The organism is Sphingobacterium humi, assembly GCF_009768885.1.
In the GTDB taxonomy this organism is placed as follows: domain Bacteria; phylum Bacteroidota; class Bacteroidia; order Sphingobacteriales; family Sphingobacteriaceae; genus Sphingobacterium; species Sphingobacterium humi.
This window is the reverse complement of the sequence record NZ_WSQA01000003.1, coordinates 283,621-298,847: the sequence shown is the minus strand read 5'-3', so window position 1 is coordinate 298,847 and position 15,227 is coordinate 283,621. Positions and strand designations below refer to the sequence as shown.

At 42.7% G+C, this 15,227-nt stretch carries 15 protein-coding genes and 1 tRNA gene; 11 read left to right on the top strand and 5 right to left on the bottom strand.

Going from position 1 to position 15,227, the window contains the following annotated elements:
• Positions 1-19 precede the first annotated feature (19 nt).
• The 5 genes from GQF63_RS05445 (at position 20) to GQF63_RS05425 (ending at position 6,354) form a co-directional block, all read left to right on the top strand.
• Positions 20-1,792 carry an ABC transporter ATP-binding protein gene (locus GQF63_RS05445; protein WP_160368104.1) on the top strand — a complete coding sequence of 591 codons (1,773 nt, stop codon included), beginning with the start codon at positions 20-22 and terminating at the stop codon, positions 1,790-1,792.
• A gap of 117 nt (positions 1,793-1,909) precedes the next feature.
• Positions 1,910-3,853, top strand: coding sequence for a DUF3857 domain-containing protein (locus GQF63_RS05440; protein ID WP_212592473.1), 1,944 nt, complete (start codon positions 1,910-1,912; stop codon positions 3,851-3,853).
• A complete protein-coding gene (locus GQF63_RS05435; protein ID WP_160368102.1) occupies positions 3,850-5,751 on the top strand; it encodes a DUF3857 domain-containing transglutaminase family protein in 1,902 nt (633 codons plus the stop codon). The genes GQF63_RS05440 and GQF63_RS05435 overlap by 4 nt, the downstream gene beginning before the upstream one ends.
• A 29-nt stretch (positions 5,752-5,780) precedes the next feature.
• Positions 5,781-5,854: transfer RNA gene (locus tag GQF63_RS05430), tRNA-Ala, on the top strand.
• A 263-nt stretch (positions 5,855-6,117) separates the two neighbouring features.
• Positions 6,118-6,354: a hypothetical protein gene (locus tag GQF63_RS05425; protein WP_160368101.1), complete on the top strand. Its 237-nt coding sequence runs from the start codon at positions 6,118-6,120 to the stop codon at positions 6,352-6,354.
• A gap of 111 nt (positions 6,355-6,465) precedes the next feature.
• Here GQF63_RS05425 and rpmA read toward each other — a convergent pair whose 3' ends face one another.
• The 4 genes from rpmA to glmM all read right to left on the bottom strand — a co-directional run bounded on the left by rpmA (position 6,466) and on the right by glmM (position 9,210).
• Entirely contained in the window at positions 6,466-6,732 is a 267-nt protein-coding gene (gene rpmA / locus GQF63_RS05420; protein WP_160368099.1) for a 50S ribosomal protein L27, read from the bottom strand.
• 43 nt (positions 6,733-6,775) lie between these two features.
• A complete protein-coding gene (gene rplU / locus GQF63_RS05415) occupies positions 6,776-7,087 on the bottom strand; it encodes a 50S ribosomal protein L21 (RefSeq protein ID WP_160368097.1) in 312 nt (103 codons plus the stop codon).
• 91 nt (positions 7,088-7,178) lie between these two features.
• The gene (locus tag GQF63_RS05410) at positions 7,179-7,751 is read right to left on the bottom strand and encodes a hypothetical protein (RefSeq protein WP_160368096.1); all 573 of its coding nucleotides are present in this window, start codon (positions 7,749-7,751) and stop codon (positions 7,179-7,181) included.
• 76 nt (positions 7,752-7,827) lie between these two features.
• On the bottom strand, positions 7,828-9,210 hold the full coding sequence (gene glmM / locus GQF63_RS05405; protein WP_160368095.1) for a phosphoglucosamine mutase: 1,383 nt from the start codon (positions 9,208-9,210) through the stop codon (positions 7,828-7,830).
• 188 nt (positions 9,211-9,398) lie between these two features.
• Between glmM and GQF63_RS05400 the strand changes: the two genes are divergently transcribed.
• Both GQF63_RS05400 and GQF63_RS05395 read left to right on the top strand, forming a co-directional pair.
• Positions 9,399-9,998 carry a phosphatase PAP2 family protein gene (locus tag GQF63_RS05400; protein WP_160368094.1) on the top strand — a complete coding sequence of 200 codons (600 nt, stop codon included), beginning with the start codon at positions 9,399-9,401 and terminating at the stop codon, positions 9,996-9,998.
• Complete coding sequence (locus GQF63_RS05395; RefSeq protein WP_160368093.1) at positions 9,995-10,855, top strand: ZIP family metal transporter; 861 nt, start codon at positions 9,995-9,997, stop codon at positions 10,853-10,855. The genes GQF63_RS05400 and GQF63_RS05395 overlap by 4 nt, the downstream gene beginning before the upstream one ends.
• Here GQF63_RS05395 and GQF63_RS05390 read toward each other — a convergent pair.
• The gene (locus GQF63_RS05390) at positions 10,852-11,331 is read right to left on the bottom strand and encodes a MarR family winged helix-turn-helix transcriptional regulator (protein WP_160368092.1); all 480 of its coding nucleotides are present in this window, start codon (positions 11,329-11,331) and stop codon (positions 10,852-10,854) included. The two genes, GQF63_RS05395 and GQF63_RS05390, sit on opposite strands and share 4 nt — an antisense overlap.
• A gap of 104 nt (positions 11,332-11,435) precedes the next feature.
• On the opposite strand from GQF63_RS05390, the gene GQF63_RS05385 reads away from it, so the two are divergent.
• The 4 genes from GQF63_RS05385 to GQF63_RS05370 all read left to right on the top strand — a co-directional run bounded on the left by GQF63_RS05385 (position 11,436) and on the right by GQF63_RS05370 (position 15,226).
• A complete protein-coding gene (locus tag GQF63_RS05385) occupies positions 11,436-11,678 on the top strand; it encodes a FeoA family protein (RefSeq protein ID WP_160368091.1) in 243 nt (80 codons plus the stop codon).
• Complete coding sequence (gene feoB, locus GQF63_RS05380; RefSeq protein ID WP_160368090.1) at positions 11,678-13,780, top strand: ferrous iron transport protein B; 2,103 nt, start codon at positions 11,678-11,680, stop codon at positions 13,778-13,780. The genes GQF63_RS05385 and feoB overlap by 1 nt, the downstream gene beginning before the upstream one ends.
• Positions 13,702-13,938, top strand: a complete 237-nt coding sequence (locus GQF63_RS19940) for a FeoB-associated Cys-rich membrane protein (RefSeq protein ID WP_425500383.1) — start codon at positions 13,702-13,704, stop codon at positions 13,936-13,938. Before feoB ends, GQF63_RS19940 begins: the two co-directional genes overlap by 79 nt.
• Before the next feature lie 658 nt (positions 13,939-14,596).
• On the top strand, positions 14,597-15,226 hold the full coding sequence (locus GQF63_RS05370; protein ID WP_160368089.1) for an HmuY family protein: 630 nt from the start codon (positions 14,597-14,599) through the stop codon (positions 15,224-15,226).
• Position 15,227 lies beyond the last annotated feature (1 nt).

The following is a 15,227-nucleotide window of genomic DNA, read 5'->3' as shown; positions in this document are numbered from 1 at the left end:
CCCTTACTTTTGTTCTTGCATGAAAGAACTCTCCTACCTCAATAAGTTTTTCTATAAATATCGCTGGCGCATTGTTCCTGGGGTCATCTTCGTTATCATTTCCAACTATTTCGGCATTCTTCCGGCCCAGGTGATTCGGGAAGCTTTCGACTTGGTGAAAGATAATATCGATCTGTATCGCTTGTACGACGGCTTCGATCGGCAAGCATTGATCTATCAGGTGTTTGGCAGCAGCTTATTGTTCTTTGGTGGGGTGGTATTGGTCTTGGCTTTACTGCGTGGGATTTTCTTGTTTATGATGCGGCAGACCTTAATTCTGACCTCCCGCCATATTGAATACGATATCAAGAACGAGATCTATCAGCATTATCAGGAGTTGGATTTCGCCTTCTACCGCAGGAATAATACCGGAGATTTAATGAACCGGGCCACCGAGGATGTAAATCAGGTGCGTAATTATTTGGGGCCGGCAATTATGTATGCAATCAATACGGTGGTGCTATCCATCATGATTATTTACGCCATGTACAGCGTAAATGCTAAACTGGCCACCTACTCCTTGCTTCCGATTCCTATTATTTCGGTGTTGATCCTGTTTGTGAATAAGGTGATCAATCGCCGTAGCGAACGAATCCAACGACAGCTTTCCCATTTGTCCTCTTTTGTGCAAGAAACCTTTTCGGGTATCCGTGTGATTAAAACCTACACGCGCGAACAGGATAAGATGGATTCTTTTAAAGAAGAAAGTAATAAATACAAGGACATCAATTTAAACTTGGTAAAGGTGCAGGCGGTGTTCTTTCCGTTGATTATTTTTTTGGTGGGCTTCAGTACGATTATTACCGTATATGTGGGAGGCTTGGAAGTGAACAACGGGAACATCACAGCGGGTAATATTGCGGAGTTTATTATTTATGTGAACCAGCTGACCTTCCCGGCGATGTCGCTTGCTTGGGTAACTTCCCTAGTGCAACGTGCCGCTGCTTCGCAGAAACGTATCAATGAGTTCTTGAAAACAAAATCGGAAATTGCCGAGGGTAGCCAATCGCCGGAAATTGAAGGCGATATCCGGGTACAAGATATTTCGTTCACTTATCCGGATACGGGTATTAAAGCTATCGATAACATCAGTTTCCATATTCCGAAGGGGGAAACCCTGGCGATCATCGGGAAAACAGGATCGGGAAAATCGACCCTGGCGAACCTGCTGTTGCGCATGTATGATGTGGATGCCGGAGCCATTAAAATCGACGGGCAAAACATTAAATCCTTAAGAATGGAATCCCTTCGGGAACAGATCGGCTTTGTTCCGCAGCAGGTATTCCTGTTCTCAGATACCATTGCTAGGAATATCGCCTTTGGTTTAGATACCGTGGAGATGCCAAAGATTGAACAAGCAGCTAAAGATGCTGCCGTTTATGATAATATCATTCATTTTGAGGATGGCTTTGAAACACACCTGGGTGAACGCGGGATTACCCTTTCCGGCGGACAAAAACAACGCGTATCTATTGCCAGGGCGCTGGTGAAAGATCCGAGTATCCTCATCTTTGACGACTGCCTATCGGCTGTAGATACGAAGACCGAGGAAGAGATTCTGCATAACCTCAGCCGGATTATGGAGGGCAAAACATCCATTATTATTGCCCACCGGATATCGACGATTAAAAACGCGGATCAAATCCTGGTGCTCGATGATGGAAAAATTATCGAACGCGGCACGCATGAACAATTATTAACCATGAATGGTGAATACGCATCGTTATACGAAAAACAGCTTTTAGAAGCCTAGAACCTTTACGTAAAAATTATATTTTTTCTTAGTCTAGGAACTTAGCAAAAAATGAATTAATTTAAGGCAATATTCATTAGCCAATCAATTATGAAGTTTTTTCTAACCTGCTGCAGCATGTTATTTGCTAGCACATGGGCTGTTGCACAGTCTACTAATTTACCCAAATTAACGGTAGCTGATTTTACGACAGACCATCAACAAATAGATACCGCCGCCAATGCCATTGTTTTATTTGAAATCGGACGGTCTGAATTGGATGTCCAAGAGTCAGAGGGTGGATTACACCTCAACTTCTACTGTACCATCCGGAAGAAAATCCTGAAGAAAGATGGCGACACACACGCCACGGTGGAAGTTCCCCTCTTTAAATACGGTAGTAAATACGATAAAATCAGAGAGATTAAAGCCTCGACCTACAACCTGGTGAACGGGCAGATTGTGGAAGATAAGCTGAAGAAAGACGCTATCTTCACGGAGAAGGTGACAGATTACTACGATCAGGTGAAGTTTACTTTGCCCAATATCCAGGAGAACTCAATCATCGAATATAGCTACCGCATTTACTCTCCGCAGATCTTTAACTTGAAGACCTGGTATTTCCAGTCAGAAATCCCTACTGTTCAAAGTGAATATACCGCTGTTATTCCGGCTATTTTCCAATATAACGTCAGCTTGAAAGGACATTATCCGATATCCGACACGAAGTCTACCAAACTATCGGAACACTTCCTTTGGGGCGGCAAAAGACAAGACGCCTCCCGCATGACCTACATCATGAAAGATGTACCGGCATTTAAAGAGGAGGATTTTATGTTGGCACCTGTCAATTACCTATCGGCCATCAATTTTGAGTTAAGAACCTATCACGATCCCAACGGCTTGCTGAAAAACTTTACCAGAACCTGGAAAGATATCGATATGGAGTTGCTGAATGACAAGGAATTTGGTGGTCAGATTAAGAATAAATCTGTCTATAGCAAAATATTGCCAACGATTATCCATAAGGACTCTTCCAAATTACAACAGGCAAAAGCTATTTATAGCTATATCCAAAAGAATATCACCTGGAATAAAAACCTAGGGAAATATGCTGAAAAAGGCATTAAAGATGCTTTACAAGACAAGAAAGGTAATATGGCCGATATTAACCTAGGCTTGGTCTCGGCGTTAAATCTGGCAGATATTGAAGCCTATCCGGTAATTATCTCTACCCGTTCGAATGGTATCCCGAACATTATTCACCCTGTGATTACGGATTTCAATGCAGTAATTGTATCGGCAAAAATAGATGGCAAGGATTACCTATTGGATGCAAGTGATAAGAACCTACCTTTCGGACTGCTATCCCTCCGATCGATCAATGACCGCGGTAGGATTATCTATTCGAAAGTGAATTCCGACTGGATCTCTTTGGTGAATCAGATTCCAACAAAAAGCACCTATAACATCAATGCTAAAATCAGTCCGGAGGGCTTGATTACAGGGAAGATTGATAAGTATTATACCGGATTAGAAGCCTGGATAAAAAGAACGGAAGTGGGTGAATTTCCGACTCTGGAAGAGTATGAGGAAAAAGCCATCGAAAAGGCCTCGGGCATACGTATCCTCAGTGCGAAGATTAAAAATCAAGATAATCTGGAGGAATCTCTGGTGGAAACCATCGACTTTGAAATGGATATCAAAGATAATATGCAGGGGAATATGCTGGTGATGAATCCGGTGCTGTTCGAGCGACAGCGCAAGAATCCATTCAACTTAACGGAACGTAACTTCCACGTGGATTTGGGATCGGCCCAATCGGAGGTCTATAATATCAGTATTCAAATACCACAAGGCTATACCTTGGAGCGGGCACCGAAGAATACGGCCCTTACCCTGCCGGAGAACTCCGCAAAATATAGCTACCGCTCCGTATTTCAAGATGGGGTCTTAATGGTGCAACAGATGCGTAACTTGAACAACGCGATTTATTCTCCAGAAGAGTACTTCCATTTGAAAGAATTCTTCTCCCTCTTGATTCAGCAACAAAATACAGACTTCCAATTCAAGAAATTATGAGATTAGTAACGGGATTTATCCTTTTTATATGCTGCTATTCCAGTACTGCCTTTGCCCAATACGCTGTAAGTGACATCCCCAAAGAGCTGCTTAGCCGCGCTTCTGCAACGGTGAGACTTGAAGAAATGACCATCCATATGAAAGCGCCGAATGATGTGGACATTATGAACAAAACCATCATTACGGTGCATAATAAAGCCGGTGAGAAGTTTGCAGAGCAGACCCTTGGCTATGATAAAGTAAGACAGATCAAAAGTGCGAAAGGGGAAATTCTGGACGAAGACGGTAAAGTGATCCGTAAATTTGGCCTGAAAGATTTTAAAGACTATAGTGCTTCCGGGAGTTCTACGCTATACTCCGACAGTAGAGTCAAGGTGTATCAACCCATGATGAATAACTACCCTTATACGCTAGCTATTGAGTATGAATACCGCTATAAGCAATCTTTTGGATTACCAGCATGGATTTTAAACTACCAAGAAGGCCTTTCGGTTGAGAAAAGCATCTTCAAGTTTACGGCAGCTGAAAGCAGCAAGCTTAGAATCAACGAGAAGAATTGCCCGGTTAGCCCCAAAGTGGAAAAGAATGGAAAAACACAATCCTATACTTGGACCTTTGAAAACATGGCAGCCAATCGTGTGGAGCCATATAGCCCTATTCGTCGAGAATCAGCAACCATTGTGGAGGTTATGCCTGAGGAGTTTCAGTACTATCAGTTTGCGGGTAAAATATCAGATTGGCAATCCTTCGGTACTTGGTACAATAGCAACTTAGTAAAAGACAAACGCAACTTACCGCCTGCAACCGTAGCCCAGATTAAACAATTGACCGCCGATATGGCGACGCCGAAGGAGAAAGCTAAAGCCTTATACAAATTCCTACAAACTAAAACCCGATACATCAGTGTACAGATTGGGATTGGTGGTCATGAGCCCTTTCCTGCCGAGCAGGTGGATCGCGTTGGCTATGGCGATTGTAAGGCCTTAGCAAACTACATGCAAGCCTTATTGGATGTAGTCGAGATCCCCTCCTATTACGCTATTGTGACCGCAGGGAATCAACAAGTCGACTTTGACCCTAACTTTGCTAGCTTGGATGGCAATCATGCCATCGTGTGTATTCCTTTCGAGAATGACACAACCTGGTTGGAATGCACCAGTACGAATTACCCTTTTGGGTACCTTGGCGATTTCACAGATAACCGATTGGTATTGGCTGTAACGAAGGATGGCGGTAAAATCATGCGCACCGCAAGCTACAGCTATGATGAAAGCTTACAGCATCGCAAATCTAACCTTACATTGGACGCCAGTGGCAAACTGAGCGGCAGCTTATCAACCTTGTATAAAGGCAACCAATTTGACAACCATTTCTCAAACTATCACGAGCATCTAGACGAGCAGAAGAAATCCTTACGTCAGCAATACGATATCGATCGCATCGAATTTACTGAGGTAAAATATAACTTAGACGCCGACAAGATTGAGCTCACAGAAGAGCTTCAAATCGATATCCCTCGCTATGGCATTGTCAATGGCAACAGCTTAACCTTACATCCCAATATCTTTAACCGCGGATCCAGTATTCCGGAAATTGTTAATCGGAAGAAACCGGTCCGTATCTACCGCGGCTATACAGATATCGATGAAATTGAAATAGAACTGCCAAATCCGAAGGAGCAGCATATTCTGCCTTACGAGAAGAAATTAGAAGTGCCGATGGCCACTTACCATCAGACCGTATCCAAGGTGGATGGGAAGCTAAAATATTATCGTAAAGTGGAATTAAAAGAAGGCACTTTCCCAGTAGAAAGCTATGTAGAATTCAGCAAATTTATGCGCGAAGTACAAGCTTCAGATGGGATAAAATTTAATTTAACTTTAGTTGATAAAAAATAAAACATTTTTATATCTTTGGCCTACGCCAAGGGGGATTAGCTCAGCTGGCTAGAGCGCTTGCCTGGCAGGCAAGAGGCCACCGGTTCGAATCCGGTATTCTCCACAGATCAAAGAGGTAAAAGACTAGTAGATAGAATTTTACCTCTTTTCTTTTATAGGCGATTCCGATACCCCTCCTCCCCAGCTCACTTTTGGAACACCACTAGCCCATTCAAAAATTGCTCACTCTTCCGTCAAAAACTACCGCAGCTTGGCCAACTTTACGCCCAAAAATGCGCAAGGACAAGCAACAGCAACGCCAAGGACTTGGGTTTTGAACAAAAAATCCGTAATTTTAATTACATTATAAATCTAGCACGACATCACATGACAACCCTTAGTTCTGCTTTTTCCACTCCCCTATTGTTATGGCAAATCCTATTGCTCATCGAATTAATAGCGAAAGTCTTTGTAATCTATAAGGTATTAAACTTTGCTGCCTTTAGCCGGGTAGAGAAATTCGTATGGGTAGTTTTTGTGCTGTTTATTCCAGTGCTGGGAAGCCTTATTACGTACGCTTACCTCTTCAAAAAGAAACAAGAGAAAATCGAACAGGCAGCTTAATGCAGCCTCTACCTGCGGAGGAAGATCCTATCTTTTACGCATCAAGATATAGAACACAACAAAAAGGGCTTTGCGAATGCAAAGCCCTTTTTCAATGTTTTATACTAAACCTTAGTTGTTTTCTTCTGCAGGTAATACAGAAACATAAGATTTATTGTTTGCTTTTTTGCGGAAAACTACTGTTCCATCAATTAAAGCATACAATGTATGGTCTTTACCGATACCTACGTTTGCATCAGGATTGTGTTGTGTACCACGCTGACGAACGATGATGTTTCCAGCGATAGCTTGTTGACCACCAAAAATCTTGATACCTAATCTCTTACTATGTGACTCACGGCCGTTCTTGGAACTACCCGCACCTTTTTTGTGTGCCATTTCTTTATCTTAATTTATGACTTGCGTCAGATTAAAAATTCGATTATAAACTGATACCAGTGATCTGGATTTTAGTGAATTGTTGACGGTGACCGTTTTTCTTTTTGTAGCCTTTACGACGTTTTTTCTTGAAAACGATTACTTTTTCACCTTTTAAATGAGACAAAATCGTAGCTGAAACTTTAGCGCCTGAGATACTTGGCGTACCTACAGTAAATTTACCACCGTCCTCTGCTAACAATACATTGTCAAATTCAATACTAGCGCCTTCATCTCCTTGTAAACGGTGTACAAAAAGGAATTGGTCTTTTGCAACCTTAAATTGCTGTCCTGCTATATTTACTATTGCGTACATTGTTATGAATTAATTGTTATTATTTAATGAGTGGCAAAGATAAAACTTATTTTCTACTCAAACAAACTTATTTTAAAAATCTAAGTGCAGCTTAGTTTTGCCAATTTAACTCCCCATGATTCAGGATTTCCTGCCCGATGACGTTCAGCTCCTCATCCACCTCCGTTTGATAAATAACAAAGTATAAAGGCTTCTGTAGGTCTTTTACCGGGATAGTAGCCTCAGATTCTACTTGATAAACCTGTGTAACAGTACGTATGGCTGTCCACTCTATTGGCCTTCCTTGCGGATGCTTATCGAAGCGGTGATCTTGCAGGTCGGTAAAATACCAGTAGCTAGGTGCTTCATCCGATAGTAGGATGGTCTTCTCCTCATTGAAGAAGCCTTCCGCCATACCCGTATTCTCGAACCAGCTCACTTCCAAATCGGCCTTTCCGATAGCCGAGCGATACAAGTCGGCATCTTGTGTAAAAGCAATCAGGAAAGCATCGTTGTTTTTCACATGAAACAACAGCTGAAAAGGTTTCTTCTTTAAGCTAAACGCATGGTCTTTCTGCGGAACGATGGCGTAATCTTGGCGCACTTTCACATTCACCTGGGTCTGTGCCTGGCTGCAAAGTGCCAGCAGGGTAAAAGCTGCAAACAAAAGGCTCTTTATATTCATATTGTAAATAACGAAAAATCCCCCAACACAAAAAATAGCTGTTTTGGGGGATTTATTTATAAGAGAAATGGAAGGCTTAGCCTACAATTTCCTGAATCTCGTTCATAATTTTTTGCGCAATGGCTTCGGCAGCCTCCGGTGTATGCCCTTCCGAATAAATACGGATGATAGGCTCTGTATTCGATTTACGCAAATGCACCCATTCGTTCTCGAAGTCTATTTTCAATCCATCGATGGTCGAATGTTGCTCATGCGCGTATTTCGCTTGCATCTTCGCCAATAAATTATCGATGTCCAAACCTGGGGTCAAGGTAATTTTATTCTTCGACATAAAGTATTGCGGAAGCTCAGCACGGTATTCCGAGGCTTTCTTACCTAACTTCGCCAAGTGCGTTAAGAATAAGGCTACCCCTACTAAGGCATCACGTCCGTAGTGGGAAGCCGGATAGATTACACCGCCATTTCCTTCACCACCCATCACCGCGTCAACTTCTTTCATCTTCGTCACCACATTCACTTCACCTACAGCCGCAGCGAAATACTCACCGCCATGTTTTAAGGTCACATCACGAAGTGCGCGTGTAGAAGAAAGGTTAGAAACCGTATTTCCTTTTTTATGGGTTAAGATAAAATCAGAAACCGCCACCAAGGTATATTCCTCACCAAAAAGCTCCCCATCTTCCATCATAAACACCAAGCGGTCTACATCCGGATCTACGGCAATACCTAAATCAGCTTTATTCGATAAAACAGCTGCCGATAGGTCGGTTAAGTGTTCTTTTAAAGGTTCCGGATTATGCGGAAACTGTCCGTTCGGCTCGCAGTGAATCTTGTACACCGTTTCTACGCCCAAAGCTTTCAACAACTCAGGAATAAAGAAACCACCAGTACTATTCACGGCATCTACCGCAACTTTAAAGTTTGCCTTTTTAATAGCATCCACATCCACAAATTCCAAGGCCAATACCTCATCGATATGTTTTTGTAAGAAGCTATCGTCTTTGGTTACTTTGCCAAGATCTTCCACATAGGCAAAATCAAAGTCTAAGCTTTCGCCCAAGGCCAATACTTCCTGCCCTTTGGCATCGTCAATAAACTCGCCTTTGCTATTCAATAGTTTCAAGGCATTCCATTGTCCCGGGTTATGCGAGGCCGTCAAGATAATCCCTCCTGCTGCTTGCAACTTCGGAACAGCAATCTCTACCGTCGGCGTTGTTGAAAGGCCAAGATCGATAACATCGATCCCGATGCTTTGCAAGGTTCCGATTACTAAATTGGAAACCATTTCGCCAGAGATGCGCGCATCCCGACCGACAACGATCGTTTTGTTTGCCGCTCCTTCCGTCACGATTTTACCATAAGCAGCCGTAAATTTCACAATGTCAACGGGCGTAAGGTTATCCCCTGGTCTTCCACCAATAGTTCCTCTGATTCCAGAGATTGATTTGATTAATGCCATACAAGTTCAAATTTATAATGCCCGTAAATTTAAGGCATTTATACAATTAATTCGATTTTTATTCTTTTTTTCCATTATTTACCTATCTTTGTTGCAACAATGTTTCATTTGCAATAATAGCCAGGCTACTTGCATTTTTTTTTTAGATTTGGTTAGCAGTAAATGTCGAACAAGTCTATTCCAATATTATGTTAGAAAAAATAATTCAATTCGATCAAGATTTTTTCCTGGCCATCAACCAAGGACTCAGCAACCCAGTTTTCGACTGGTTATTGCCAATCTTACGAAACCCATATACCTGGTCTCCCCTCTATTTATTTTTGATCATCTTTTTCATCAAGCATTACGGCAAAACCGGCATCTTGATTGTCGCCTGCACCTTGGCCACCTTCGGAATTTCCGATGCCACTTCTTCCCATTTAATCAAGAAGTCTGTCAAGCGCGTTCGCCCTTGTAACGATGTTGTTTTCAAAAGTGAAGTTAATCTTCGGGCGCGCTGTGGTTCCGGTTTCAGTTTTACATCTTCCCACGCTACCAACCATTTCGCCATGGCTTTCTTCTGGATCGTCTTATTCCGTAGAAAGTGGCGACATACCTTATGGCTCTGCATCCTATGGGCCGCATCCATTTCCTTTTCCCAAATCTATGTAGGCGTCCATTATCCGCTCGATATTCTCTGCGGAGCCATTGTAGGCGCGTTGATAGGTTTAGGCACAGGTTACCTCTTTAAACGATTTTATCCACGCTTTTTTGAACCCAAACAAATTCCATCACCAGTTTCTGCATGAGTAGTTTCCTAATTGTATCGATCTTATTTTTCTCTGCTTTAATTAGCGGTATCGCGGTATTCTTTGTTAAGAAAGACAATACCCAACTTTTAAAACTAATCCTTTCCTTCAGTGGGGCGTATTTATTCGCCATCACGGTACTGCATTTAATTCCCGAAGTTTACCATAGTGGCCAAACATCGGGCGAAGTAATCGGATTATACATTTTAGGAGGTTTCTTATTCCAGCTGGTGCTTGAGCATTTCTCGCAAGGTATTGAGCACGGCCATATCCACCAGCACGAGCATAAATTCCCAATGGGGATTCTAATCAGTTTGTGTTTGCACGCCTTTTTAGAAGGTTTCCCTTTGGCTTCAGGACACCGCAACGAACTGGTATTTGGTATTGCCATCCACCATATTCCGGCTGCCTTTGCCTTAGGAAGTTTATTGATCAACACCAAACTTTCCAGACAAACCATCACCCTATTTGTGGCCATTTTCGCGGCCATGACACCACTAGGATTCCTAATTAGTAAAGGCATCTCCCAAGGTGATATCGGCGATGTGTCACAATACTTTGATAAGATGATGGCGGTCGTAATCGGTATCTTCTTACATATTTCTACAACCATTTTATTTGAATCGGGATCAGCCGATCACCATACCTTTAATAAGAAGAAAATGTTGGCGGTATTATGTGGGGTATTAGTCTCCTTGGTCAACTTCTTATTACCGCATGAGCATAACCACGGGCCGCACAGTCATGGCGAGCCACAGGAGCATCATGACCATTCGCATGAAGGCCACGACCATTCGCATGAGGGGCATGATCATGAGCATGAGGGCCACGATCATGATCACGACCATCAACATTAGCTAATTGGCTCTTCCTCGTAGGAAGGGCCTCTGAACTTATCTAAAAGTTCACTCAATAGCATACACTCCTCTTCGGAGATGTGGTTCGGGAGAACATCCTCCAACATCATGGAGCTTTCAATTTCCTGCAACAAGTCCAGGCCACGTTGGGTAATCAGCAAATCCACAGCACGTTTGTCACTGTGGTTCTTTTCACGGGTTACCAGGCCTTTGCTCACAATACGATCCACCAATCTACTGATATCGGGCGTCTTGGTCAGCAAGCGTTCTTTCAGTAAATTGTTCGTTACAGGATTAGGAAACTGCCCCCTTAAAACCCGCAATACGTTAAACTGCTGCAATGTCAATTGCTTAGCCCCGGCACGCTTCTCTAATACCACATTCAGCCAATTGCTGCTGTAAATTATATTAATAGTAGCACGATGCCAAGCACTAGCAAATTTACGAACCTTTACTAGCTCTTCTATCTTTGGCATAATTTAATATATTAGTGTGACTACCTACAAATTAAAAGATTTTAATTGTTTATATTTGCTCCCGTTGAGATATTTTTATTCAAATTAATTCTAAATAAGAGCGAATGCAAGATGTGATTAGCCTGGATAAGCTAAAAATCGGCGAAAAAGTAAAAATTAATAAAATCCAATCCCCAGAAATCCCCGCCAAGTTTTATGAACTTGGATTCTACCCGGGTTCTTTAATCGAAATCAAACACAAAGCTCCGCTTAACGGCCCTATCTGTGTCAATATCCTTGAAAACAACGCTTTAATAGCCATCCGAAAATCAGAAGCTAAACTCATCCTTGCAGAAAAAATCTACTAATGGCAAACCCAACAATTATTCTGTTAGGGAATCCAAACGTTGGAAAAACATCCCTATTTAACAGGCTTACCAAACTCAATCAAAAAGTCGGCAACTACCCCGGCATTACCGTAGAAAAACGAGAAGGAACCTTAACAGCAAACGGCAAAAAATACCATGTCGTCGACTTGCCCGGCACCTATACCCTCTTCCCAAATTCCTTAGATGAGGAGATCGTATTCAACGTATTGAGCGATAAAAACAACAGCATCTATCCCGATCTGACGGTGGTTGTTGCCGAACCGGCTACCATCAAAAGGTCTATTATTTTATATCAGCAAGCCCGAGAGTTAGGAGTCCCGGCCATTTTCGTGGTCAACATGATCGATGAAATGGCAGATAAGGGAATCGACATCGATTTCCCCAAACTCGAAGCCTACTTGCAAACCAAGGTCTATAAAATCAGTGCCCGTACCGGAAAAGGTATCGAGCAGTTGATTAAACATCTTGATGAGAAACCCGGTTTATATTTCGGAGGGTTTCAAATCCCGACCGAATACCAAGCCGCGATGGACGAAGCACGCAAGCTTTTTCCACTGGCCACCGATTACCTCACCTGGCAATACCTTGCCCAAGAACAGGTAGGCATCCTGTCGCCGGAACTGCAAAGCAAACTTGCCGACATCCGAAGCCGCCATGGCTTGCAGGCCCATGATTTACAGAAAAAAGAATCATTACTACGTAACGATAAAACAACGGCAGAATTAACGCCTATTGTCAATAAATCGCAAAACCAAAAGTTAGGAAACACCAATAGCATCGATAAATTATTGCTGCATCCAGTTTTGGGCTATATCATCTTCTTTGGCCTCTTGTTTCTGATCTTTCAGGCCATATATGCCTGGTCTGGTCCGTTAATGGATTGGATTGATGGCGCATTTGCCGATTTAACCAGCTACCTAGACGAGGTATTGCCCGATGGGCCTTTGGCCTCCCTTTTTATCTATGGTATTGTGGCAGGTATCGGGGGTATCGTTATTTTCGTGCCGCAAATTGTAATCCTCTTCCTGTTCCTTTCCATTATGGAAGAATCAGGCTACATGAGCCGCGTGGTGTTCTTAATGGATCGCTGGTTAAAGCCTTTCGGCTTAAACGGAAAGTCTGTTATCCCTTTGATGTCAGGAGCTGCCTGTGCCATCCCAGCGGTGATGTCGGCCCGTAACATTGAAAACGCAAAAGAGCGTTTGCTCACCATCCTAGTTACGCCGTTTATGACCTGCTCGGCACGCTTGCCGATTTATATTGTCATCATCGGCTTAGTTATTCCCGACGACACCTTTCTCGGCTTTAACATGCAGGGTATGGCTTTATTTGTAATGTACCTACTAGGCATCATCGGTGCCTTATTCTCGGCCTTAATCTTAAACCGAATCATCAAAAGCGTACGTTCCTCCTTTTTAATTTTCGAACTACCTACCTATAAAATGCCCGATTGGAAAAACGTGGCAACCAATGTTTGGGATAAGGCTTCCGGCTTTTTGTTAGATGCTGGTAAAATTATCCTCCTGATTTCCATTATCCTTTGGGTATTGGGTAACTTTGGTCCTAACGATAAATTCTACCAAGCGGAAGACTATGTAACGCAACAAGCACCGGATTTGCAAGGCGATGAGCTGGAAAAAGCGGTAGGCTCCTATCAATTAGAGCATTCTTTCTTGGGTTATATCGGCATGGGTATCGAGCCATTTGTACGTCCTTTGGGCTACGATTGGAAGATGGGAATCGGTTTGATTTCCTCCTTTGCCGCCCGCGAAGTGTTTGTAGGAACCATGGCTGTGGTTTATAGTTTAGGCGACGATGTAGACATTGAAGACGACGAGCAAAAGAACACCCTATTGGGCAAAATGAAATCGGAGATCAATGCCAATACCGGCAAACCCGCCTACAATTTAGCTTCAGGAATTTCGTTATTATTGTTTTACGCATTTGCGATGCAGTGTATGGCGACCATTGCCGTGGTACGTAAGGAAACAGGATCCTGGAAATGGACACTGATCCAAACAGCCTTCATGACTGGCCTAGCCTATTTGGCAGCCTTCATCGCATACCAACTTTTAAAATAATGGAAACGGGTCTACTTATTCAATACATTATTATTTTCATCCTTTTTGTCGGAGCAGTGTACTTCGTTGTACGCTCTTTTATACCGAACAAAAACAAACCGAAAGCTGGCTGTGGCAAAGGCTGCGGATGCGATGTAGACCTTAGCCCTAAGAAATAAAAAGAGACTTAAGCGGCCCGTGTTATTTTAATAATGCGGGCCGTTTTTGTATTAGGTGTTGTCAACGTGCTGTTATAGTGCTGTCATCGTGAGCGGAGTCGAACGACTAGTACGTCAGTGCAATCAACCATACTTAACACGCTTACTAACAACGCTTTACAAAACCATATCATCGGTAGCTTTTATCGGTAGCTCTCATCTTTAGCGAAGTTGCAGGACGAACGACTGGTACGTCAGTACAACCCATCATGCTTAACACGCATAATTATCAATTACTTACACAAAGATTTTGTCAACAACAATTGCTTTAGGCATTGCTGCTTGCACTGACGTACCAGTCGTTCGTCCTTCGACTTCGCTCAGGATGACAGCACGCCATGACAGCACGCCATGACAGCACGTTAAATACAGCTTTTGCTTTCCCCCATTTCTCCCCCCTTCTTCTCCCCTTTCTCTCCCCTTTCTCACCCCTTTCATGCCCCTTTGCAAAGGGTTAATAATAAGCTAAGCAAGGTCATTGAAAAAAGTATACTAAGCCCCATATCGGTTGAAGCGAAAGGAAATGCCATAATGCATACGCTATTTACCGTAATTAATAGGTAATTATTTTTCTGCATGTTATATTTTTGCAATTATTTAGAATAATTACAAATAAGACATGATGAATTACACTAATGTAAGAGGCGTCTTATTCGGGCTCATCCACTGTATCTTTTTGTTCAGTGCATGCAGCAAGGATAATCCCCCTCTCAATCCCACCCAACCTGTTCAAGAGGAAAAAATCATTCGAAATCTTAAAGGTGATTATAGCACCAAGCCTTTCTTCAAGTTTAGTACGGGCGAGGTGGTAAAAAAACCTGCTGGCGACAATTGGGATATCTGTTTTGAACATGCCCAGCTCAAAATCAATGGGGGTACCATGGACAACCCGATCCGTACAGGTGACGCAAGAGCAGTTATTTTACACACGGCTTACCTCAACGTGAAGAATGTGCCAAACCTTGGCGGTTTACGTCAGGATGTGGGGAAAGAAGATTATGCCTTAGGATACCGCAGTGGTGGAAAGACCTGGTATTTTATGGATGCCAATTACTTCTACATTCCTTATCCTGAAAAAACTCTCTTCTTCCAAACTGCCGATAAAAAAGGCTTCGTAAAGATGCAAATCCTAAGCTTCTATCGGGATATGCCTTCTATGATTGGCGAGAACTATGAAACTATGGGTCCACGTGGTGGCTACTTCACCTTCCGTTACCAATACATTGAAAAAGGACAACGCTTCCAGTAAA

Excerpts from the sequence above, each read along its gene's own strand:
- GQF63_RS05390 (WP_160368092.1), bottom strand. The coding sequence starts at position 11,331 with ATGCCAAAGATAGAAGAGCTAGTAAAGGTTCGTAAATTTGCTAGTGCT.
- GQF63_RS05370 (WP_160368089.1), top strand. The coding sequence starts at position 14,597 with ATGATGAATTACACTAATGTAAGAGGCGTCTTATTCGGGCTCATCCAC.
- GQF63_RS05435 (WP_160368102.1), top strand. The coding sequence starts at position 3,850 with ATGAGATTAGTAACGGGATTTATCCTTTTTATATGCTGCTATTCCAGT.
- GQF63_RS19940 (WP_425500383.1), top strand. The coding sequence starts at position 13,702 with ATGGACACTGATCCAAACAGCCTTCATGACTGGCCTAGCCTATTTGGC.
- GQF63_RS05385 (WP_160368091.1), top strand. The coding sequence starts at position 11,436 with ATGCAAGATGTGATTAGCCTGGATAAGCTAAAAATCGGCGAAAAAGTA.
- feoB (WP_160368090.1), top strand. The coding sequence starts at position 11,678 with ATGGCAAACCCAACAATTATTCTGTTAGGGAATCCAAACGTTGGAAAA.
- GQF63_RS05395 (WP_160368093.1), top strand. The coding sequence starts at position 9,995 with ATGAGTAGTTTCCTAATTGTATCGATCTTATTTTTCTCTGCTTTAATT.
- GQF63_RS05445 (WP_160368104.1), top strand. The coding sequence starts at position 20 with ATGAAAGAACTCTCCTACCTCAATAAGTTTTTCTATAAATATCGCTGG.
- rplU (WP_160368097.1), bottom strand. The coding sequence starts at position 7,087 with ATGTACGCAATAGTAAATATAGCAGGACAGCAATTTAAGGTTGCAAAA.
- GQF63_RS05410 (WP_160368096.1), bottom strand. The coding sequence starts at position 7,751 with ATGAATATAAAGAGCCTTTTGTTTGCAGCTTTTACCCTGCTGGCACTT.
- GQF63_RS05440 (WP_212592473.1), top strand. The coding sequence starts at position 1,910 with ATGTTATTTGCTAGCACATGGGCTGTTGCACAGTCTACTAATTTACCC.
- rpmA (WP_160368099.1), bottom strand. The coding sequence starts at position 6,732 with ATGGCACACAAAAAAGGTGCGGGTAGTTCCAAGAACGGCCGTGAGTCA.
- GQF63_RS05425 (WP_160368101.1), top strand. The coding sequence starts at position 6,118 with ATGACAACCCTTAGTTCTGCTTTTTCCACTCCCCTATTGTTATGGCAA.
- glmM (WP_160368095.1), bottom strand. The coding sequence starts at position 9,210 with ATGGCATTAATCAAATCAATCTCTGGAATCAGAGGAACTATTGGTGGA.
- GQF63_RS05400 (WP_160368094.1), top strand. The coding sequence starts at position 9,399 with ATGTTAGAAAAAATAATTCAATTCGATCAAGATTTTTTCCTGGCCATC.